The sequence below is a fragment of the Catenulispora sp. GAS73 genome, from assembly GCF_041262085.1.
Lineage (GTDB): Bacteria > Actinomycetota > Actinomycetes > Streptomycetales > Catenulisporaceae > Catenulispora.
In genome coordinates this window covers 131070-153109 of sequence record NZ_JBGCCM010000008.1, presented here as the reverse complement: position 1 = coordinate 153109, position 22040 = coordinate 131070, and the positions used below count along the sequence as shown (strand labels likewise).

The 22040-nt window shown below is 70.3% G+C and carries 19 protein-coding genes; 10 read left to right on the top strand and 9 right to left on the bottom strand.

Annotated features, from left to right (window positions below; translation table 11 throughout):
* Positions 1-235: 235 nt before the first annotated feature.
* Positions 236-2902, bottom strand: a complete 2667-nt coding sequence (locus tag ABH935_RS14220) for a DNA translocase FtsK 4TM domain-containing protein (RefSeq protein WP_370378336.1) — start codon at positions 2900-2902, stop codon at positions 236-238.
* Between the two features lie 255 nt (positions 2903-3157).
* Here ABH935_RS14220 and ABH935_RS14215 point away from each other — a divergent pair, with 255 nt between their 5' ends.
* Together ABH935_RS14215 and ABH935_RS14210 are read left to right on the top strand one after the other, a co-directional pair.
* A complete protein-coding gene (locus ABH935_RS14215; protein ID WP_370378335.1) occupies positions 3158-3493 on the top strand; it encodes a hypothetical protein in 336 nt (111 codons plus the stop codon).
* Between the two features lie 182 nt (positions 3494-3675).
* Entirely contained in the window at positions 3676-4671 is a 996-nt protein-coding gene (locus ABH935_RS14210; RefSeq protein ID WP_370378334.1) for a DUF5937 family protein, read from the top strand.
* 363 nt (positions 4672-5034) lie between these two features.
* Here the strand turns inward: ABH935_RS14210 and ABH935_RS14205 are convergent, their stop codons facing one another.
* The 4 genes from ABH935_RS14205 to ABH935_RS14190 form a co-directional block, all read right to left on the bottom strand.
* Positions 5035-6720 carry a ribonuclease J gene (locus ABH935_RS14205; RefSeq protein ID WP_370378333.1) on the bottom strand — a complete coding sequence of 562 codons (1686 nt, stop codon included), beginning with the start codon at positions 6718-6720 and terminating at the stop codon, positions 5035-5037.
* 43 nt (positions 6721-6763) lie between these two features.
* Positions 6764-7690, bottom strand: a complete 927-nt coding sequence (gene dapA / locus ABH935_RS14200) for a 4-hydroxy-tetrahydrodipicolinate synthase (RefSeq protein ID WP_370378332.1) — start codon at positions 7688-7690, stop codon at positions 6764-6766.
* Between the two features lie 302 nt (positions 7691-7992).
* Entirely contained in the window at positions 7993-8709 is a 717-nt protein-coding gene (thyX, locus tag ABH935_RS14195; RefSeq protein WP_370378501.1) for an FAD-dependent thymidylate synthase, read from the bottom strand.
* Positions 8710-8819: 110 nt separating this feature from the next.
* Positions 8820-9866: an ABC transporter substrate-binding protein gene (locus ABH935_RS14190; RefSeq protein ID WP_370378331.1), complete on the bottom strand. Its 1047-nt coding sequence runs from the start codon at positions 9864-9866 to the stop codon at positions 8820-8822.
* A gap of 382 nt (positions 9867-10248) precedes the next feature.
* Between ABH935_RS14190 and ABH935_RS14185 the strand changes: the two genes are divergently transcribed.
* From ABH935_RS14185 to ABH935_RS14165, 5 genes are all read left to right on the top strand, one after another.
* Entirely contained in the window at positions 10249-15072 is a 4824-nt protein-coding gene (locus ABH935_RS14185; protein WP_370378330.1) for a nitrate- and nitrite sensing domain-containing protein, read from the top strand.
* A gap of 21 nt (positions 15073-15093) precedes the next feature.
* Positions 15094-15507: a roadblock/LC7 domain-containing protein gene (locus ABH935_RS14180; protein ID WP_041543529.1), complete on the top strand. Its 414-nt coding sequence runs from the start codon at positions 15094-15096 to the stop codon at positions 15505-15507.
* Positions 15508-15565: 58 nt separating this feature from the next.
* Positions 15566-15922 (top strand): DUF742 domain-containing protein, encoded by a 357-nt coding sequence (locus ABH935_RS14175; RefSeq protein WP_015796412.1) that lies wholly within the window; start codon positions 15566-15568, stop codon positions 15920-15922.
* A gap of 15 nt (positions 15923-15937) precedes the next feature.
* Entirely contained in the window at positions 15938-16546 is a 609-nt protein-coding gene (locus ABH935_RS14170) for an ATP/GTP-binding protein (protein ID WP_370347201.1), read from the top strand.
* Between the two features lie 114 nt (positions 16547-16660).
* Positions 16661-16966, top strand: a complete 306-nt coding sequence (locus tag ABH935_RS14165) for a hypothetical protein (protein ID WP_370378329.1) — start codon at positions 16661-16663, stop codon at positions 16964-16966.
* Here ABH935_RS14165 and ABH935_RS14160 read toward each other — a convergent pair.
* Positions 16944-17627, bottom strand: a complete 684-nt coding sequence (locus ABH935_RS14160) for a flavin reductase family protein (protein WP_370378328.1) — start codon at positions 17625-17627, stop codon at positions 16944-16946. The two genes, ABH935_RS14165 and ABH935_RS14160, sit on opposite strands and share 23 nt — an antisense overlap.
* Positions 17628-17678: 51 nt before the next feature.
* Positions 17679-18569, bottom strand: coding sequence for a LysR family transcriptional regulator (locus ABH935_RS14155; protein WP_370378327.1), 891 nt, complete (start codon positions 18567-18569; stop codon positions 17679-17681).
* An 80-nt stretch (positions 18570-18649) separates the two neighbouring features.
* Between ABH935_RS14155 and ABH935_RS14150 the strand changes: the two genes are divergently transcribed.
* On the top strand, positions 18650-19054 hold the full coding sequence (locus ABH935_RS14150; RefSeq protein WP_370378326.1) for a RidA family protein: 405 nt from the start codon (positions 18650-18652) through the stop codon (positions 19052-19054).
* Between the two features lie 58 nt (positions 19055-19112).
* Positions 19113-19865, top strand: a complete 753-nt coding sequence (locus ABH935_RS14145) for an alpha/beta fold hydrolase (RefSeq protein WP_370378325.1) — start codon at positions 19113-19115, stop codon at positions 19863-19865.
* On the opposite strand, the gene ABH935_RS14140 is transcribed toward ABH935_RS14145, so the two are convergent.
* Positions 19862-20500, bottom strand: coding sequence for a TetR/AcrR family transcriptional regulator (locus ABH935_RS14140; protein WP_370378324.1), 639 nt, complete (start codon positions 20498-20500; stop codon positions 19862-19864). The genes ABH935_RS14145 and ABH935_RS14140 overlap by 4 nt on opposite strands.
* Before the next feature lie 89 nt (positions 20501-20589).
* Between ABH935_RS14140 and ABH935_RS14135 the strand changes: the two genes are divergently transcribed.
* Positions 20590-21588, top strand: a complete 999-nt coding sequence (locus ABH935_RS14135; RefSeq protein WP_370378323.1) for an oxygenase MpaB family protein — start codon at positions 20590-20592, stop codon at positions 21586-21588.
* A 5-nt stretch (positions 21589-21593) separates the two neighbouring features.
* Here the strand turns inward: ABH935_RS14135 and ABH935_RS14130 are convergent, their stop codons facing one another.
* Entirely contained in the window at positions 21594-22037 is a 444-nt protein-coding gene (locus ABH935_RS14130) for a hypothetical protein (protein WP_370378322.1), read from the bottom strand.
* Positions 22038-22040 lie beyond the last annotated feature (3 nt).

The following is a 22040-nucleotide window of genomic DNA, read 5'->3' as shown; positions in this document are numbered from 1 at the left end:
ACCGCCTCGATTCACCTGACCCGTAAGCCCGCCGGACCTCCCGCCGCGCACACCCCCACACAGACGGCTATGCCCTAGATCGAGTGGATTGAGGCGACCTGGCGCATGGATTCGCCCATATGTCGTATTGATAGGGCGCGCGGACCAGTCCCGATCGACTTGTCGACAAAGGGTTCAGCACGCGGCCGGTCAAGAGAAGTGGAACACTCGCGCGACCTTTCGGCGCGGTCGCGACCTACCCGGCCCCCGCCTCAGCGCGAATCGAATCCAGCAGACCTTCCAAGTCGTCAGGCCGCACCAGCACATCCCGGGCCTTCGCCCCTTCCGAAGGCCCGACCACGTTCCGCGTCTCCAGCAGGTCCATCAGCCGCCCGGCCTTCGCGAACCCGACCCGCAGCTTGCGCTGGAGCATCGACGTCGACCCGAACTGCGTCGACACCACCAGCTCCGCGGCCTGCAGGAGCAGGTCCAGGTCGTCGCCGATCTCCTCCTCGACGACCTTCTTCGAGCCCGCCTGTCCTGTGACGTCCTCGCGGTACATCGGCGTCAGCTGGTCGGTGCAGAACTTCACCACCGCCGCGATCTCGGTCTCCGACACGTACGCGCCCTGCAGCCGCTGGGCCTTCGAGGCGCCCATCGGCAGGAACAGCGCGTCGCCCTGGCCGACCAGTTTCTCCGCGCCCGGCTGGTCCAGGATGACGCGGGAGTCGGCGAGCGAGGAGGTCGCGAAGGCCAGCCGGGACGGCACGTTCGCCTTGATCAGGCCGGTCACCACGTCCACCGACGGCCGCTGGGTGGCCAGCACCAGGTGGATGCCGGCGGCGCGGGCGAGCTGGGTGATGCGGACGATCGAGTCCTCGACGTCGCGGGGGGCGACCATCATCAGGTCCGCGAGCTCGTCGACGATCACCAGCAGGTACGGGTACGGCTGGTACACGCGCTCCGAGCCCGGCAGGGGCTTGAGCTTGCCGGCGCGGACCGCGGCGTTGAAGTCGTCGACGTGGCGGAAGCCGGAGTCGGCCAGGTCGTCGTAGCGCAGGTCCATCTCGCGGACCACCCACTGCAGCGCCTCGGCGGCCTTCTTCGGATTGGTGATGATCGGCGTGATCAGGTGCGGAATGCCCTCGTAGCTGGTCAGTTCGACCCGCTTGGGGTCCACCAGGATCAGCCGGACCTGGTCCGGGGTGGCGCGCAGCAGCACCGAGACGATCAGGGTGTTGATGCAGGTGGACTTGCCCGCGCCGGTCGCGCCGGCCACCAGCATGTGCGGCATGCGCGTCAGGTTGGCCACGATGTGCCGGCCCTCGACGTCCTTGCCCAGCGCCACCATCATCGGGTGGGTCTCGCCGGTGGCCTCCACCGAGCGCAGGACGTCGCCCAGCGCCACGTTCTCGCGGTCGGTGTTGGGGATCTCGATGCCGATCGCGGACTTGCCGGGGATCGGCGACAGGATCCGCACGTCCGCCGAGGCGACCGCGTAGGCGATGTTCTTCGACAGCGCGGTGATGCGCTCGACCTTGACCGCCGGGCCCAGCTCGACCTCGTAGCGGGTGACTGTCGGGCCGCGGGTGAAGCCGACGACCTTGGCGTCGACGTTGAACTGCTTGAACACCTCGACCAGCGCGGCCACCACGGCGTCGTTGGCCTTGGAACGCATCTTCGGCGGCGCCCCGACGCGCAGCATGTCCGGCGGCGGCAGCTTGTACTCGGCGTCCGGGTCGACGCTGGCCGCGTACAGCTCCATCGCGGCCTGGACCGCGTCCTTGGGCGAGGACCCCGTGGCCGCCGCGGAGGCCCCGACCTTCTTGCCGCCGGCCTTCCGGCTGCGCGGCACCGCGACCGGGATCGGCACCTGCGTGCCGTCCTCGACCGGCGGCAGCGCGTCCACCACCGCGTCCGGGGTGACGTCCCCGGCCTCGTCCAACATCGGGATGAAGATCGTCGGCTCGTTCTCGACCGTTTGCTGAAGTCGCTGGTTGCGCACCTCGTTGTCCGAGGGGTCGTCCTCGGGGAGGATCCCGTACGGGTCGTCCTCCTCGTCGGCCAGGGCGTCCGGATCCTCGCGCTCGCCGAAGATCATCCAGTGCAGGAACCCGCCGGCGTGTCCGCGCCCGGCCCGGATCCGCTCCGGGATCCGGTACACCGGCGTGGCGGTGATCACCAGGACGCCGAACAGCAGCAGCAGGATCAGCAGCGGCACCGCGACGAACGAGGACACCGTCGAGACCAGCGGCGCCGAGATCGCGTAGCCGACCCAGCCGCCGGCGTTGCGCATCGCCGTCGCCCCGTCCGCGGGGTGCGGCATGTGGCCGGCGATGTGGATCAGGCCGACCGCGGCGACGGTGAAGGCGCCCCAGCCGATGGACATCCGGTTGGTGTCGGCGGCCTCCTCCGGCCGCCGGATCACGCGCACCGCCAGCCCGAAGACCAGCAGCGGGGTGAACGCGCCGACCCGGCCGAAGCCGCCGGCCACGATCGCGACGACGGCCTGCGGCACCGCGCCGGGGAACCCGTGCCACAGCGACGCGGCCATCACTATGCCCAGGCCGATCAGCGCGAAGCCGAAGGCGTCGCGCCGGTGGTCCGGGTGCAGCGCCTTGGCCCCCTGCGAGGCGCGCCCGGCGCTCCGGCGCGAGCCGGAGGCCAGCTTGCCGATGCCCTTCTCCAGCGGCCCGGCGTTGCGTGCGGAGCGCGCGCGGGAATTCTTCGGCGGAGGTGCGGCGGAGTTCGCCGTGTCGGAGGCGGCAGCCTTGCCGCGCCCCTTCCTGGCAGCGGCGCCCCTGGCCGCTCCCGCCGAGCCGGCCGCCCCCGAGGTCTTCGAGGAGGAGGTCTTCGAGCCGGACTTGGACGCGGATGTGGCTGCCGTTGCCTTGCTGTTCTTGGAGGGCGTACGGGTGGCCATGATGACCAGGCTACCGGTGATGTCCCACCGGTACCGCCCGCCACACGCAAGTCGTCTGAGCGTGGAGACCCGCGAGCGGCCGGACCGCCGATTCCCGTCTCGGCGGCCGTTCAGGCTAAAGTAGTTCGGTCGGCCCCTTGTGGGTGCCGCGCACGTGCACGCGTACGCGCCCTTTCCCACGTGGGCCGATCCCTAATTCATCAGCTGGTTCGTCCGCGTCGGCTCGACGCGCCGGGACTATCGAGGAGGGCCGTCGTGGCCGGTGCCAAGAAGGAAAGCAAGACAGCACGCGCATCCGTGCGGGCCGGTGCCGGTGGTGCCGGCGGCGGGCGTGTCTTCGGTGACATGAAGCGGTTCACGCCGCTGGGCGGTGGCTTCTGCTACTTCGCCGCCGGCGACGGCAAGAACCTGCACCTGAAGGTGGACTCCGAGGAGCTGTTCGGCCTCCTGTCCGCCATCGAGGGTGCGGACCGCACGAAGATCGACGCCGAGGTGGCCGAGCTGGCCGCCAAGTTCGGCGACAAGGTCCCGGCGTGGAAGGCGCTGGCGGAGAAGCTGTCCGCCGGCAACCTGGCCGAGGCCGCTGCCTGAGGCGACACCGCGTATCGCACGTGGTACGCACAGCGAGCCCCTGACCCGACCGGGTCGGGGGCTCGCGGCGTATCATTCCTGCGAAGGCGGCCCGTGGGGCCGTCAGGGTGCTGCCACCCGCGCCGGAGCGTTTCGAGCCGGCCGCCGGAGCGGCGGGTATGGGGAGGAAGGAGCGAGGCTGCGTGGTCGGAATCCCCATGACCAGCGCCGACCTGGCTCGTGTGGGCTTCGAGACCTCACCGCTGGTGAACCTGGTCCGCGGGCTGGACCAGCTGGGCTCGACCCGGCCGCTGCGCCCGGCGCACCGGCGCTGGCTGGCCGGCGCGCTGCGGAACATCCCCGAACGCTGCCGGCCGGTGATGGAGCTGCTGAACGCGGTCCCCAACTACGCCCCGGCCTTCCTGATCCCGAATCTGCCGCCCAGCGGGAACCTGCACCGCGGCCTGGACGAGGAACTGGACGCGCTGCGCGCGGTCCGCGACAGCCAGCTGGCGCTGGACTTCTCGATCTTCGACACCTGGGACCGCCGCCCCTCCCGCGCCTACGACGCGCTGCGCGACCGCGGCGAGCGGCTGATACCGATGTTCACCGACGCGATGCACGCGCTCTACACGGCCTGCCTGGCCGAGGACTGGCCGGACATCCGCCGCACCCTGGACGCCGACATCGGCCGCCGGGCCCGGCAGATGGCCACCGACGGCCCCGGCGCGGTCCTGAACGACCTGCACCCCAAGCTGCGCTGGGAGCCGGAACAGCTCTCGCTGGCCGTCGCCAAGGTGCCGGACTGGCGCTACGACCTGCGCGGCGACGGGGTGACGTTCACCCCGTCGGTGTTCGGGCACTACGTCGGCTCGCTGATCGCCCCCGGACGACGCTCGATCATGGCCTATCCGGTCTCCGACCTGGACGCCGCCGCCGCGCTCAGCACCGAGGGTCCGCCCCACGACGGCCTGGCCGCGCTCATCGGCCGGGCCCGCGCCGCCGCGCTGCGCGTCATCGGCGACGACCCCACGACCGGCGAGCTGGCGGTGCGGCTCGGCGTCAAGGCGCCCACCGCGTCCGCGCACGCCGCGGCGCTGCGCTCGGCCGGCCTGGTGGTCACCGAGCGGACCGGACGCAGCGTCCGGCACCGGCTGACCGGCCTCGGGGCCGAGCTGATAGCGGCGAATCGCCGGTAGCCCCCGCCGGCCCCGGCGATCCGGTCGTCAGGGGATGTCACGGCGGCGACGCGAGCGCGGCAGGCCGCGCTCGGACATCGTATGGCCGGGACCACCTGTGTCCGCCGGATGCGGACCGGCGATCCCGGCCACCCCCGTTACCCCCGTATCCCCGTTCCCCCGTGTGAACCCCCGCCCCTGACCCCCCGGTGAGGTGCCGTGTTGCTTGGGTTCCCCGGTCGAGACGGCGGGCTCCGCCCCACGAAGGCCCCGTCTCGTCCCCGGGTATCCATTACAGCTCGCGGGAAAGCGGCGGGCCATCCTTTCGCTTCTGCGGCGAAAGGATGGCCCGTGACAGCCTTCGAAGGCCGGCCGAACAGCGGATCAGACCTCGACGACCACCGGCAGGATCATCGGCCGGCGGCGCGTGGTGTTCGACACCCAGCGCCCGACCGAGCGCCGCACCAGCTGCTGCAGCTGGTGGGTGTCGCCGATGCCCTCGGCCGCCGCGTCCGCCAGCGCCGCCACGATCAGCGGCTTGGCCTGCTCCAGCGTCTGGTCGTCCAGACCGAAGCCGCGGGCGGTGATGACCGGGCCGGTGACGATGGCGCCGGTGTCGGCCGACACCGCGACGAACACCGACACGAAGCCCTCGTCGCCGAGGATCCGGCGGTCCTTCAGCGAGGCCTCGGTCACCGAGCCCACCGAGCTGCCGTCGACGTAGACGTAGCCGGCGTCGACCTTGCCGGTGATGCGCGCGACGCCGTCGACGAGGTCCACGGTCACGCCGTCCTCGGCGATCACCACGCGGTCCTCCGGCACGCCGGTCTTCATCGCCAGGTCGGCCGCGGCGCGCAGGTGCCGCCACTCGCCGTGCACCGGCATGAAGTTGCGCGGCTTGGCCAGGTTGAAGAAGTACAGCAGCTCGCCGGCCGCGGCGTGCCCGGAGACGTGCACCATGGCGTTGCCCTTGTGCACGACCGTGGCGCCCCAGCGGGTCAGCCCGTTGATCACCCGGTTCACCGCGTTCTCGTTGCCGGGGATCAGCGAGGACGCCAGGATCACGGTGTCCTCGCCGGTGATGCGTACCTGGTGGTCGCGGTTGGCCATGCGGGACAGCGCGGCCATCGGCTCGCCCTGCGACCCGGTGCACATCAGCACCACCTTGTCGTCGGGCAGATCGTCGATCTCCTTCAGATCGATGATCAGGTCCGCGGGCACCTTCAGGTAGCCCAGGTCGCGGGCCACGGCCATGTTGCGGACCATGGACCGGCCGACCAGCGCCACCTTGCGGCCGTGCGCGGCGGCCACGTCGCAGACCTGCTGGACGCGGTGCACGTGCGAGGCGAAGGAGGCCACGATGATGCGCCCCTTGGCCCGGCCGAACACCCGGTCCAGCACCGGCGTGATCTCGCGCTCGGAGGTGACGAAGCCCGGCACCTCGGCGTTGGTGGAGTCCGCCAGCAGCAGGTCGATGCCGGTCTTGCCGAGCTCGGCGATGGTCGCCAGGTCGGTCAGCCGGTCGTCCAGCGGCAGCTGGTCCATCTTGAAGTCGCCGGTGTGGAACACCGTGCCGGCCGGGGTCTTGATCGCCACGGCCATGGCGTCCGGGATGGAGTGGTTGACCGCCACGAAGCGGCACTCGAACGGCCCGATCTGCTCCACGTCGCCCTCGACGACCTGCAGCGAGTAGGGCCGGATCCGGTGCTCGGCGAGCTTGGCCTCGACCAGCGCCAGGGTCAGCTTGCTGCCGATCAGCGGGATGTCCGGCGCCTCCTTGAGGAGGTACGGCACACCGCCGATGTGGTCCTCGTGGGCATGCGTCAGCACCACGCCGACCACGTCGTCCAGCCGGTCCCGGATGGAGCTGAAATCCGGCAGGATCAGGTCGACGCCGGGCTGGGCCTCCTCCGGGAAGAGGACGCCGCAGTCGACGATGAGCAGTTTGCCGCCGTACTCGAAGACGGTCATGTTGCGACCGATCTCTCCGAGTCCGCCGAGCGGGGTCACTCGCAGCGCGCCTCGCGGCAGCGGCGGGGGTCCGGAGAGTTCCGGATGCGGATGGCTCATGCAGTTTTCCTTTGTGTTCCGCGGACCGCTGGTCCGCTCCTTGCTAGATCTTCACGCCGCCTTGGGCGAGATATGTCTTGAGCCGGGCCTGCTGCTCCTCGGTCGCCTCGACCAGGGGCAGCCGCACCGGGCCGCCGGGCAGTCCCAGCATGTTCATTGCCGCCTTGAGGGAGATCACACCTGGCAGACTTGTCACACCGGCGTGGACCGGCAGCAGTTCGGCGTGCAGGCGCGCGGCTTCGAGCACGTCGCCGCCCAGATACGCGGCGATCATCGCGCGGATGCGCGGCGCCGCGAGGTGCGCCGACATGCTCACCACGCCGACCGCCCCGACCGAGAGCCAGGGCAGGGTCAGCGGGTCGTCCCCTGAATAGTAGGCCAATCCGGTGGCGGCGATGACCTCGGACCCGGACACCAGGTCGCCCTTGGCGTCCTTGACCGCGACGATCATGTCGTGCTCGGCCAGCCGCTTGAGGGTGTCGGTCTCGATGGCCACGCCGGAGCGGTGCGGGATGTCGTAGAGGACGACGGGGCGCGTGGTGTGGTCGGCGACCGCGGTGAAGTGCCGGTAGAGGCCTTCCTGGGTCGGCTTGTTGTAGTACGGGGTCACGACCAGGAGCGCGTCGGCGAGGCCCGCGGCCTGCCGGGCCAGCGCGAGCGTGTGCGCGGTGTCGTTGGTGCCGACGCCGGCGATCACCGAGATCCGGTCGCCCACCGCCTCGCGGACCGCCCGGAGCAGGTCCGCCTGCTCGGCGTCCGAGGTGGTCGGCGCCTCGCCGGTGGTGCCGGAGACCACCAGGCCGTCGTTGCCCGCCTCGACCAGGTGGGCGGCCAGTTTCTGCGCACCGTCCAGGTCCAGGGATCCGTCCGGGTGGAAGGGCGTGATCATCGCGGTGATCAGCCGGCCGAAGGGCGCCCCGGTGGACCACAGGTCGGGGGCGGATTCGGCGGGGTGCGCGTTCTCGGGCATGGCACAACGGTACCGGGCCGTGCAGGTGATCGAATAGCTGGCTTTGCTTACGTGAATCGGGTAGCCGCGCTGAATGGACAGACCCCGTCTCCACCGCTCGGGGGTCCGGTGGGGACGGGGTCCACCGTGGTTAACAGACGCGCACGGGGCGCGTTACGGGTCTGGTCTCGGCCCCGGTCGTTTTTCACTCTTTAGGACTACCAGGAGTGAGCACTTCGCGACTGAGGAGGATTCGCGCGGTCAATAGAAGCAGTGCCCGCTGTCGCCTTCCGGGGCCGGGAGTCCCTATCTCCCCAACGTTATTAAGGAGCGACCCGGCCATTCGCCTGCCACGCCGCGTAAGTCAGCGGCATCAGCTCGGCGAAATGTTCTTCCATCTTCTCGGCGACCATCTCGATCTCGCGCTGCGGGAAGGACGGGAACGTGGCTTCCTCGTGCTTCGTCCGCAACGACAGGAAGTGCATCAACGCACGCGCGTTACACGTGGCGTACATCGAGGAGTAGATGCCGACCGGAAGAACGGTGCGGGCCACTTCGCGCGCGATGCCGGCGTCCAGCATCTCCAGGTACGCCGCGTAGCTCGCCTCGCAGGACCGGCGGACCGTGTCCTGGACCGTCTCGTGCTGCTCGTCGGTGCCCGGGACGAACACGTACTTGCCCGGCTTGCCCTCCTGGACCAGCTTCCGGTCCGGTCCGGGTACGTAGAACACCGGATCCAGCTTGCGGTAGCGCCCACTCTCCTCGTTGTAGGACCAGACGCGGTGCCGCATGAATTCTCGGAAAACAAAAATCGGCGCGGCGACCAGGAAGGTCATCGTGGAGTGCTCGAAGGGCGAGCCGTGCCGGTCGCGCATCAGGTAGTTGATGAGGCCGCCGGAGCGCGCGGGGTCGGCACCGACCTCGTCCAGGGACTGCTCGCCCTTGGTCGAGACCCGGGCCGCCCACAGGACGTCGTTGTCGGAGGCCGAGGCCTTCACCAGTTCCACGGTCATGTCCGAGCGGAACCGTACGCTCTCCATCTCATCGCTCACCGTCCGAGCCTACCGGCGCCTGACCTGTGACGACGCCGGTGCGGACAGTGCGGACGGTGCGAATGGGCAGCGCCCGGGGGAGAACAGCGGTCGGCCGGTCAGCTCCCGCTGCCGCGCAGCGCGTCCGGCGGCATCATCGTGTCGATGTTGTAATACGGAGCCAGGTCCAGGCCCTGCATCAGGGTCAGGACGCGGTCCACGCGGGCGACGTTCACCGTGGTCGGGAACGTGCCGAAGCTGATGCTGGCGGCGACCGTGGAGTTGGCCATCGTGCCGTAGTGCGCCTGCATCTCGGTCATCGCCGTGGCGCGCTGCGAGGTGGAGTTCTTGGCCTGGTTCAGGGCCCCGGTGAAGGCCTTGAACAGGTTGGTCTTCTCGACGGCGAAGTCCTGCTTGGTGAAGTAGCCGCCCATCGGCATCGCCTGCGTCGAACCGCGGGTCAGGTCCATCAGCTCGACCAGCTTGTTGTTGTTCGTCGCGTAGCTGTAGTACGGCTCGGGGATGACGGCCGCCAGGTTGGCGTCCGCGCTGCCGGTCACCTTCACGGCGAGGTCGCCGGGCGCTATCGACTTCAGGTGCGCCGTGGAGTTGGCCAGCTTGATCCGGAAGCTGTTGGCCAGGTCCGGGAGCGAGGTCATGAGCATGATCGTCGGGACCGTGTAGGCATCGTTGGCGTCGTTGGTGCCCGCGGTGGGGACCAGGAAGCCGCCGGCGGCGTCGAAGACGTTCTTGATCTCCTGCGCGTTCTTCAGTCCGGTGACCTTGCTGAGCAGTTGCACGCTGCCGTCGCCGGCGGTGTAGCCCTCCGCGACCAGCTGCAGCCGGTAGGCGCCGGTGGACTGGGCCAGGATCGCGTGCACGTAGTCGTCGTAGACCAAGTCGACCTTGCCGTCGTTCAGCCCTTGGAGGGCGTCCTGGTAGGTCTTGTAGGAATCGTCGATCGTGACGTCGATCCCCTGGTCCTTGAAATAGCCCTTGTCGACGCCGGTGTAGATCGGCAGCGCGCCTATCTCGCCCTTGGGGATGCCTATTCGGAGCTGATGCTGCTCCAAGGCGCCGTGGGCCGGCATCGCGGCCGACACCGTCGCCGAGGACGTGCTGCTGCTGCACGCCGCGGCGGCACCGGCGGACGCGGTGAGCACCACGCAAAGGACGATCGCCGAGGTCCTGCGCGAACGGGCTCGGGGTTTGGCTGATCGCACTGCGCTGCCCCCTGCAAAGGTTTCGATGAAGCCGGTCGGCGCATCGTAATACATGGGCCGCCGGGCCCCCTACGTCACCGTTGAGATCGACTAGCACTAATGCACGAGTAAGGATACGCACATACGCGGAGTCACCGCCCGGCTTATCCCCCTATAACGCAACTAATCGCCCCTCTGTCAACCCCCGCCCTTGGCCTCGCTCGCTCTCCTGTGCTGGAATGCGTTGCTTGAAACCTAGAGACCGCGAGCCATGTGTGGCGCCCCACCCGCCGCAGTAGCGGCCCGGTCGCAAAGAAAGCTGTGAGGGCCAGTGCAGACTCGACCCGTGTCCCCGCGCCGTCCGCCGGCTCCTTTCCCGGAGCGCGGTGCCGGCGCGCCGCCGCCCGGCGGATCCATATCCGACGCGGCCGCCGGCCGCACTGCTCCCGGAGAGCTTCCGCGCGGGGCTCGGGATGGAGTGCTGCCAGGACAACGGCCGGTCCCCACGTCGCAGGAGACCGAGGGCAGCGGCGGGCACGTGCCCCCACCCCCGCCGCCCACCGCGTCCGCGAACCGTTTCGCCCCCCGCAACTGGCGCGTCCGCACCCGACTGGTCGTCCTGGTCATCGTGCCGCTGGTGGCCACCATCTTCGGCGCCGCGGCCCGGATCGTGCAGCAGGTCGGCAACGTGCAGACCTACGACCACGCCAAGACCATGGCCGCCGCGGCCAGCCCGCTGTCCGACCTGATCGACGCGCTGCAGGACGAGCGCGACATCAGCATCGAGATGATGGCTTTCCGGGGCCCGTCCGGCAACGCGGACTCGGCCACCCTGACCAACCTGACCACCAGCATGGCCACGCAGCGCAAGGCCACCGACCGCGCGACCGCCGTGATGCAGCCGGTGCTCAACAAGATCGACGGCTCCTACCCGGCGGACACGCTGGCCGCGATCGCCGACGCCAAGGCCAACATGACCGGCGTCCCGGCGCTGCACCAGGCCGTGGACGGCGCGTACTCCAACCCGCTGAGCGTGTTCGACCAGTACAACAAGGTGCTGGACAGCCTTGACGGGCTCTACGAGTTCGTCGCCGCCGACGCCGGCGACCAGCAGCTGATCAACGACGCCCGGTCGCTGGCGGACCTGGGCAAGATGACCGAGACGACCTCGCGCGAGCGCGGCTTCCTCACCACCCTGGCCGTCTCCATCGACCCCAACCAGAACCAGGACAACCTGGCCCGGCTGCAGGGTCTGATCTCGGACCTGGCCTCCACTCGCTCGGAGTTCAAGACCGTCGCCATCGCGTCGATGCAGCAGTCGCTGAGCGACACGGTGGACGTCGGCGAGTCCTACACCGGGGCGAACCAGTACCTGACGACCATCGACGACAAGCTGGCCAACAACGGCGCCAGCGACAACGGCGACCAGCTGGTCCCCGGCAGCGTCTACACGCAGTACAACGCGTTGCTGGACCGCTACAAGCAGGTCCGCACCCAGCAGGCCGCGGCCCTGGTGCAGCGCGCGGACTCACTGGCCAACAGCGCCCGCGACACCATGTACCTGAACATCGGCATCATCGTCGGCGTCCTGCTCGTGGTGTCGGTCGCCACCGCGCTTATCGCGCGCTCGCTGGTGCGCCCGCTGCGGGTGCTGCAGAACACCGCGCTGGAGATCGCCGGCAACCGACTGCCGGAGATGGTCCGCCGCCTGCGCGACGCGGACGGCAGCGAACCGATCGAACCGATCTCACCGATCGCCTTGTCCAGTACCGACGAAGTGGGCCAGGTGGCCCGCGCGTTCGACGAGGTCCACCGCGAGGCGGTCCGGCTGGCCACCGAGCAGGCCATGCTGCGGAACAACGTCAACGCGATGTTCACCAACCTGTCCCGGCGCTCGCAGTCGCTGGTGCAGCGCCAGCTGCGGCTGATCGACGAGCTGGAGAACGCCGAGCAGGACCCGGACCAGCTCGCCTCGCTGTTCAAGCTGGACCACCTCGCGACCCGTATGCGCCGCAACGGTGAGAACCTGCTGGTCCTCGCCGGTGAAGAGCCCGGGCGCCGCTGGTCCCAGCCGGTGCCGCTGATCGACGTGCTGCGCGCCGCGGCCTCCGAGGTGGAGCAGTACGAGCGGGTCACGCTGCGGGACCTGCCGACCGTCGAGGTCGCCGGCCGCGCCGTGAACGACGTCGTCCACCTGGTCGCCGAGCTGCTGGAGAACGCGACGTCGTTCTCCGCGCCGGAGACGAAGGTCTCGGTCACCGGCAACCTGCTGAACACCGGCGGCGTGATGCTGGAGATCGAGGACTCCGGCATCGGCATGACGCCGGAGGAACTCGACGACTCCAACGAGCGGCTGGCCAACCCGCCGGTCGTGGACGTCGCGATCTCCCGCCGCATGGGCCTGTTCGTGGTCGGCCGGCTGGCCACCCGGCACGGCATCCAGGTGCGGCTGCGCCGCTCGGCCACCGGCGGCATCACCGCCCTGGTGCTGGTCCCGGCCGCGCTGCTGGCCGGCAACCTGTCCGACGCCCCGGCGGTCGGCGGCAACCGCGGCACCTTCGGCGACATCGCCGACACCGGCCAGCTCCCGCAGCTCACCTCGACCGGCCTGCCCCGGCGGCCGGCCGGTGCGGTGCGCGCCGAGCAGCGCGAACTGGCCCCCGGTGCGGACCCGCAGCAGGGCCCGCCGGCCCAGGCCCCGGCCCCGATGCCGCCGTTCGGCGGCGAGCGGGTCCCGGTCGGCGGCGGCGACGGGGACGGCTGGGAGGACGTGAGCCCGGCGGCCCCGCCGTACCGCAACACCGACGCCACCCCGCCCGGACTCGCCGAACTGCTCGCCGAGACCGAGGCCATGACGCACGGCGTGACCCCGGTCATCCGCGAGGGCGACCCCGGCGACCCGGGCAGCAGCGGCGCCTTCGAGCGTCCGGAGTTCGTGCTGCCGGAACCGGAGCTGGACGGTCGGCTGGCCGAGGCGCTGGACGGGACCGCGACGTACGACTTCCGTCCGAACCAGGCGCCCAGCGGCCCGCCGGCTCCGCCGGCGAACACGGAGAACACCGGCCAGTTCCGGATCAGCGCGGGCAGCGACGACATGCGGCTGGACTTCCGGGTCGGCGACGGGGGCCCGGCGATGCCGCCGCCTCAGGCCCCGCCGGCCCAGCCCGCACCGCTGAACTTCTCCTCCAGCTTCGACGACCTGCTCCCGAACATCCCGGACATGGAGCACACCGGCGAGTTCGCGGCCTACCGCGAAGCCCAGCAGGAGGACCGCGACGACCTGCTCCTCCCGCCGCCGGCTGGCCCCTTCGGGACCCCCGGCCAGCCCTCGCCGGCCTCGGGCGGCTTCAGCACCAACACCGACTCGCTGTCGGCCAGCGGCCTGAACAACGACCTCGGCGCCGAGCTCGCGGCGGGCGACCCCTACGCCGCTCCCGGCGAGGTGCGCATGACGCCGTTCGGCGGGCACCTGGACAGCGGGTTCGGCAACCAGGGACAGGGTCAGCAGGGTCAGCAGGGACAGCCGGGACAGGGCCAGGGCCAGCAGAATCAGGGCCCGGCGGCACCGACCGGCGGACAGCAGTCCGGCGAGCTCTACAGCGGTCCCGCCTTCGAGGCGCCGCAGTACGGTCAGCCGGCCGCTCCGGCCGGCACCGGGTACGGCAACGACGGGCCCTCCTTCGGCCGCCGCCCGATGGGCGAACCGCTGACCGGCCCCGGCTACGAGGCTCCACAGGAGGCTCCGCGGTTCGAAGCGCCGCAGTACGAGGCGCCGCAGTTCGGCGACACCTCAGCGCCAAGTGGGCTCGGCGCTCCGGCGGGGACCGGCTTCGAAATGCCTTCGTTCGAAGCCCCGCCCGCCCCGGGAACGCCGACCGGAACCGGGTACGGCAACGACGCTCCCTCGTTCGGCCGCCGCCCGATGGGCGAACCGCTCACCGGCCCCGGCTACGAAGCCCCCGCGGCGTTCAACCCGAACGCCCCGGCGGACAACGACCCGAACGACCCGATGGCAGGGCTCAGGAACCCGTTCGCGGCGGCGCCCGAGGCCCCGCCGAACACCGGCACCGGCTACGGCAACGACGCGCCCTCCTTCGGCCGCCGCCCGGTCGGCGAACCGCTGACCGGCCCCGGTTACGAGAACCCGCAGTACCAGCCGCCGCAGTACGAGGCTCCGCAGTACGAGGCCCCGCAGTACGGCGACCAGCCCGCCGCCGACCTGTCCGGCTCGGGCTTCCACACCCCGCTCGGCGCCACGCCGGGCAACCCGATGGGCGACACCGGCTACGCTCCCCCGGTCGGCGAACCGCTCGCCGGGTCCGGCGCGCCGGACCCGCTGTCGTCCTCCGGCACCAACTACGCCGACTACCCGGACCCGCTCACCGCGCCGATCGAGTCGATCCCGATGGACCCGGCGGCGCACAACACCTCGATCTTCAACGCGATCGAGTCCGAGTGGTTCCGGGTGCGGGCCGGCGAGGGGACCGCCGTTCCGCAGAACGCTCTGGAGGTCGGCACAGTGCGTCCGGCCGAACCGGTCCGGCCGGCCGTGCCGGGACCGCGTTCAGAGCCCGCAGGAGACCCGCTGGCGGGCTCCGGCACCGGGTACCCGGTCCAGGGCCCGCAGGCCCTCGCCGAGCCCGTCCAGGCGGCTCCTGCCGCGCCCACCCCGGCCCCGCCGACCGCCCCCGAGGCCGGTCCCGGAGCCCCGACCACGCCGGCGCCGTCGGCCGCCGACTCCGCGGTCGGCGGGGCGGCCCGGCCCGCCGCACCGCACGAGGAACCCAAGGAGCCCATGAACGACGACCAGAGCTCCGCGGGACAGGCCTGGCAGTCGCCGGGTGACGAGGGCTGGAAGGCCGCCGAAGTGGTCAGGAAGCCGGTCGCGGCCGGGCTGACCCCCAAGGGCCTGCCCAAGCGCGTCCCGCGGTCCAACCTGGTGCCCGGCTCGGCGGACGGCAGCGGCGCCGCCAAGACCGCGCCCTCGCCGATCCCGGCGCGCTCGGCCGAGGCCGTGCGCTCCCGGCTGGCCAGCTTCCACAATGGGCTGCGCCAGGGCCGCGACGCCGCCGGCACGCCCGGCGAGTCGCAGCCCTCCGATCCCGCCAACCCCACCGCGTCCGACGGCCCGGCCGCCTTCGGTGCTCCTGAGCCAGGAAAGCAGGACTGAGCTACCGTGAACGACCCGAACCTGACCCAAGCCGCCAGGAATCTCAACTGGCTGATCACCAACTTCGTGGACCGCGTACCGGGGGTCGCGCACACGGTGGTGGTCTCCTCCGACGGCCTGCTTCTGGCGGTGTCCGACGGATTCCCCCGCGACCGCGCCGACCAGCTGGCGGCCGTGGCCAGCGGCCTGTCGTCGCTGACCCAGGGCGCCGCCCGCATCTTCGAGGGCGGCGCGGTGACGCAGACCGTCGTGGAGATGGTCCGTGGTTTCCTGTTCGTGATGGCCATCTCGGATGGTTCGGCCCTGGCCGTGCTCGCTTCCTCGGATTGCGACATGGGCCTGATCGGCTATGAAATGGCCCTGCTCGTCGAGCGGGCCGGCGACGTCCTGACGCCGGCACTGCGTGCCGAGCTCCAGTCGTCGCTGCCGCGCTGAGAGGACGCCCGGTGACCCCCCTTCCCCAAGCCGAGACGAGCGACAGGAGCACGCGGCCGTGAGCAGCGCGCACGATTCCTCGCCCCTCGTCCGCCCCTACGCGCTGACCCGGGGCCGCACACGGGCCCGTTACCAATTGCCCATCGAGGCGTTGGTATCCACGACGGACAACGGACGATCGCGCCTTCCCGGCCGGGAGCCGGAGCACCAGCGCATCTGCGAGCTGTGCGTCGAGCTGAAGTCGGTCGCGGAGGTCGCGGCGCTGATGCGCATGCCACTGGGGGTGGTCAGGGTGCTGTTGGGCGACATGTCGGACGCCGGCCTGGTCACCATCCAGCAACCCGGTGAGACCGATTCCGGCCAGCCCAACCTCGCGCTCCTCGAACGAGTCCTCATCGGGCTCCGCAATCTGTAGAAAGGAGGCCGTGCAGTGAACTACTCCCCTTACGGACAGGAGCCCGAGCCGCAGCCCGCGGTGGGCCCGACCACGTCGGTGAAGATCGTCGTCGCCGGCGGCTTCGGCGTCGGCAAGACCACCTTCGTCGGCGCGGTCTCGGAGATCGCCCCGCTGACCACCGAGGCCGTCATGACCGCCGCCTCCGAGGGCGTGGACGACCTCACCGTGGTGCCCGGCAAGGTCACCACCACGGTGGCCATGGACTTCGGCCGCGTGTCCCTGGACCGCGAGCTGATCCTGTACCTGTTCGGCACGCCGGGTCAGAACCGCTTCTGGTTCATGTGGGACGACCTGTGCCGCGGCGCCATCGGCGCGGTGGTGCTGGTGGACACCCGCCGGCTGGCGGACTGCTTCTCGGCCATCGACTACTTCGAGGACGCCGGGCTGCCGTACATCGTCGGTGTGAACTGCTTCGACGGCATGCTCACCCACGAGGTCGCCGACGTGCGCGAGGCGCTGTCGATCCCGCCGGACGTGCCGGTGGTCACCTGCGACGCCCGCAGCCGGGAGTCCACCAAGCTGACCCTGATCCGCCTGGTGGAGCACGCCATGTCACGCTTCGCAGCGGCGGCGGCATCCTAGGTAGGCGACGATCGTGTAACGCCGAGGGCGGCACCGGGTTCCGGTGCCGCCCTCGGCGTTTACGCTCCTTGCATCCACTGATGTCCACCAGTGTCCGAATCAGGCAGGTCGAGCATGTCCGGAACGATAGCCCTCACCCGCCGCAGCGGGTTCCAGCTGCGTCCGCGGCCCTACCGGGTGTGGATCGACGGCGTCGCCGTCGGCCGGCTCGCGCAGAACGGCGCCGCCGAGTTCGCCGTGGACTCCGGCGTGCACGTGGTCGAGCTCTCCCTGGACGGCATGTACTCCAAGAAGGTCTCGGTGGAGGTCCGCGAGAACTCCACCCGGCGGCTGCACTGCGGCGCGCACGGCCCGCTGGCGTTCAGCGCGTTCGGTCTCCTGCTCCCGGGCCTGGCGATCAGGCTGACGCTGACCCACTGAGCGCGGGTTCGGCGCCGGCACTGTTCGTCACCGGAAGGTTCCGCAGCGTGTGCGGCATCTTCCAGCCGGCGGCCAGCCGCGAGGCGTGCACCGGCCGTCCGCCGCCGAAGAACTCGCAGAACTTCATGATCAGCGGGTCCCACGCCTCCGGGTCGATGTAGTGAGTCCCCGGGATGACCAGCTTCTCCTCGACGTGCGTCCGCAGCACCTCTACCTCGAACGTCGTCAGATGTCCCTTACCGCCGACCGGATGCGCCGTGGTCAGCCGGCACTCCATCTGGATCGGGCACTCCAGGATCCGAGGCGGGGAAACCAGTTCCGAGAGCTGTTCGGTCAGGCCGGCCAGGCCGAACTTGTCGCGTTCGGTCCGGTAGCCCTGCTCCACGCGGTACGGCGAGACCTCCTTCCGCGCGGTGGTCATGGCGATGCGGTCGACGTACTCGACCATGTCGGATGAGGGCAGGTTCAGGACGCACTCGCCCTCGCGGGCGATGTTGGCGGAGGTCTGCGAGGAGTTGCCCAGCCCGAGCACCGCGTTTCCGTCGAGCCACCAGGCCGAGGACATCGGGGCGATGTTGGGGGTGCCGTCCTCGTTGCGGGTCGTGATCAGGACGACGGGGGTTCCGAAATACAGGACTTTGATACCGGGAACGGTGTGCATGCATCAATCGTCCGCCGCCCCGCCCGCCCTCACCGGCGGATTCCGGACCTGTCACCGATCAAGGGCGGACAGCCCCAGGATCTCCAGAAAGGCCGTGACCGCCGCATTGTCTTCCACACCTTCGGGGGTCGCGACGAACACCGACCGCGGGGTCACCTCCTGGGGATCCAGCGCCACCACGACCACGTCCGGCCGCACTGAGGCGGCCGCCAACGTCGGGACGAGCGTGACCCCCAACCCGGACGCGACGAACCCCTGCTTCGCGGACCATTCCAGGACCACGTAAGGGATCCGCGGCTGGAAGTCCGAGTCCTGCACCCCGGCGATCAGCGTGTCCTGCGTGCGCGGCTGGCCCGCGATCCAGTTCTCGCCTTCGAGATCGGCCAGCGACAGCAGGTCCCGGTCCGCCAGGCGGTGACCGAGCGGCAGCGCCACCGACAAGGCGTCGTCCATCAGCTTGCGCAGACGCACGCCCTCGAAGGCCGGCTCGGGGTGCGCCGTCCCGACCACCGCCAGGTCCAGGTCGCCCTCGCGGACGTCCACGACCAGGCCGCGGGTGAGCCCTTCGGTGTGCGTCACGACGACCGCCGGATGCGCCCGCCGGAAGGCCGCGATGGCCCGCGGGATCAGGGCCATGTCGGCCGTCGGGATCGCGCCGAGCCGGAGGCCTCCGCCGCCCAGCGTCCGGACGGCCCGTACATCGGCCACAGCGGCTCGCAGACGGCCTACGACGGCCGTCGCGTGCGGGACCAAGGCCCGGCCTTCCTCCGTCAGCCGTACGCCCCGTGGGAGGCGGTCGAACAACGGGGCGCCGACCGCCGACTCCAGCGCGGCTATCTGACGCGATATCGCCGACTGCGTGTAGCCGAGCGATCCGGCCGCCGCGGTGAACGACTCGCGTCTCGCGACCTCCAGGAAGACTTCGAGCAACGCGGTGTCCATGGCGAGCCATGCTAGTCGGGCATGGGATACATGCCGACTATTCGCTTCTGGTATCACGGCGCGCGACATAGCTTCGCTCCATGACCGCTTTCACTCTCGACAATCCCGCCGGCATCCCCAGTTCACAGCACAAAGCCTTCTCCAACGCCGCTGTGATCCCGCTCGGCGACCGCACACTGCTGATGCTGGCCGGCCAGGTGGCGTGGGACGACGACCACAAGATCGTCGGCGGCGGCGACCTGCGCGCCCAGACGCGCCGAGTCATGGACCTGATCGTCCAGCTGCTGGCGGCGCACGGCGCGACCCTGGCGGACGTCGTCAGCCTCCGCACATTCCTGACCGACATCTCGCGCATCCGCGAGTACGGCGACGTGCGCGGCGAGTACTTCCAGGGACTGCCCGCACCGACCAGCACCACGGTCGAGGTCGCGTCGCTGTTCCTGCCGGAGGCGCTGATCGAAGTCGAGGCGACCGCCGTCATCTGAAACCATATCGAGGCCGTTTTCTCAGGTCAGCGGCCCACAACGGGCCTATCCTGGCTGAGTGCCAACGGTTCGGGTCGGCGACATCGACGTCTACTACGAGATCCACGGCGAGGGTCCGCCCCTGATATTCATCGGCGGCCTCGGCGTGGATCTGACCGTGTTCGCACCCTTCACCGACCTGCTGGCCCGCAGCTTCCGCGTGATCACCTTCGACAACCGCGGCGCAGGCCGCACCGACAAACCGGACTCGCCGTATTCGATCCCGATGATGGCCGACGACACCCTCGGCCTCATGGACACCCTCGGCATATCCCGCGCCCACGTAGTCGGCGTCTCCATGGGCGGCCGCATCGCCATGGACCTCGCCGCCGAATACCCGTCCCGCATCGACCGCCTGGTCCTGATCTCCACCGCCGCCACCGGAACCGGCCGATTACGCCTGTCACTCCCGGCAAGAATCCTGGGCCTCGCCAAACGCCTGCACCTCATCCGCGGAGCAGGCGAGCTACAGCGCCAACCGCACTACGCGCACCACCACCAACTCACAGCCAGCACCACCTACGACGGCACCGACCGCCTCCCCGCGATCACCGCCCCCACCCTGATCCTGCACGCCCGCCGTGACCGCAGCATGAAGCCCGCCACCGCCCTGGCCACCCGCATCGGCATCCGTGACTCAGAGATCGAGTTCTTCCGCGGCGGCCACATGTTCTTCATGCTCACCCAGCGCGACGCCGTCGCAGCGCGCGTTGAGGACTTCTTGCAGGACTGGCGGGATCGACGCTGGCCGTCGACGCTGGCGGAGATCTAGCGAACCAGCCCCACAGCCGCCCGCAGCCCCTTCACAAACCGCGCCGGCTCGTACCGCCCCGGATCGGTCAGCACCAGCCGGGCCGCCATCTCCGCGAGCGTCACCACCGTGTGCGCGATCAGCTCCGGATCCAGATCGGCCGGCGCGTCGAACGTCCGCGTGATCCACCGCCCCAGTTGCTCCGCCGAGGCCAGCACCAGCCCCCGCGTCTCCTCACGCGCCGCGTTGAACTGCGGGGGCATGTCGGCCATCGGCAGCACGATGCAGGACCACCGCTCCGGCGCGGCCCGGACCGCGGCCAGGAACCCGTCGAGCGCGTCGGCCAGGACATCCGCGGGATGCGCTCCGTCCTTGAGCCCCTTGCGCAGCCCCGGCAGCAACTCCACCAGTTGCTCCAGTGCCGCCCCCTGCTCCCGCCGCAGCAACTCCCCCAGCAGCGCCTCCCGGTTCGGGAACACGCCGTAGACCACCGGCTTGGTGACCCCGGCAGCCGCCGCCACCGCCTCCATCGTCACGGCCGCGTGCCCGTCCCGGACGACGATGCGCAGCGCCGCGTCCAGCAACTCCCTGCGACGCTGCTCGATCGGTACCCGCGGCGCGTACTCGCGCCGTCGCCGTCCGCTCTCCGCCGCCACACCGGCCCCCTTTACAAAGCTACTCCCGCGTAGCATATTGCTACGCGCCGGTAGTAATTCCGGCTCCCACTGTAGAGGAGGCACACAAGATGCCCCACCCCAGCGCCGCGGAAGTCCCCGTCTCCCCCGACCGCGGACCACTGCGCAGCCTCGACAACGGCTTCTTCGGCCCGGACTCGGTGAGCTGGCGGGTCTGGACGTCGCCGACCTCGCTGATCGGCTTCCAGCGCGCCGTCGTGCTGGAGCACTTCGACCCTCCGCTGGCGGCGGCGGTCGCCGACAGCGGCGGCATCTACGAGGACCCGCACGGCCGCCTCGACCAGACCCTCGCCTACTTCCTCACAGTGGCCGTCGGCGACAGCCGCACCGTGGTTCAGGCTTCCGAATTCCTCATGCGCGTCCACGCCAAAGCCACGGGCGTCGAACCCATTACCGGGAAACGCTATAGCGCCAACAACCCAGAGTCCCAACTGTGGATCCATATAACGGGATGGCACAGCGTCCTGAAGTGTTACGAGCTCTATGGCCCCGGCCGCTTGTCCAAGGCCGATGAGGACCGCTACTGGGCCGAGTGCCGCATCGCCGCCGAGCTCCAGACCTGCGACCCCGCCGACGTTCCACGCAACCGCGAAGAGGTCAAGGCGTACTTCGAGAAAGTGCGTCCGCAGTTGAGCTCCTCAGAGCGCGCGCACCGCGGAATGCACTACCTGCTCTACCCGCCGCTCCGAAAGGTCGGCTTCCGGATCTGGGCCGCGTCCCGCTTCACGGCGATCCTGAGCATTCACTCCCTACCGACATGGATGCGCCGTACAGGCGGGTTCCACCAGTGGCGGCTTATAGACCTCGGCATACGTATAGCGCAGCCATTCATCCGCATGGGGACGCGCATCGCAAAGGTGCCGCGCATCGGTATCACCGTCATCTCACCGGTCGCCCCGGTAACCGGCAAGGTTCTGCGCCAGCACTACAGATCCGCGCCGCCGCAGACCCCCGCGGTCCTCAGCCCAACGCAAGCCCGCGAACTCCACGGAACGATGGGCTCACGCCGCACCGATCAGCAGAAGCAGGCTGTATCCCCGAACGGGTAGCCGGATCAGGCCTGCAGACGGTCCAGCTCAATGGCCTTGCGCAGCGCCTTACGCGCCCGCGACCGATCCCGGGCATCGTTGTAAGCCAACGACAGCCGATACCACCCGCGCCAATCCTCCGGATCGGCCTCGACCTCGGCCTTGCGCTTCTCGAAGATCTCGTCGGCGGCACTCAAATCCGGCCGCCCCGAGGGCCGGCGCGGGATCTCCTCCGTCGGCCACAGCCCCTCGGCCTCCAGCCGGGTCCCGAGGCGCGAAGAGGCATTGCCCATCCGCACCTCGGTGACCACGAACCAGGCCCCCACCACCGGCAGCATCAGCACGCCGAGCCCGAACACCACGAGCACCGGCTTCCCGGTCGCCATCAGCCACACCCCGCGCTGGACGGCCAGCAGCAGGTAGAAGCACAGGATGACGACCAGGATCAGGGCCGTGGTGCGGTTGCGCATAAG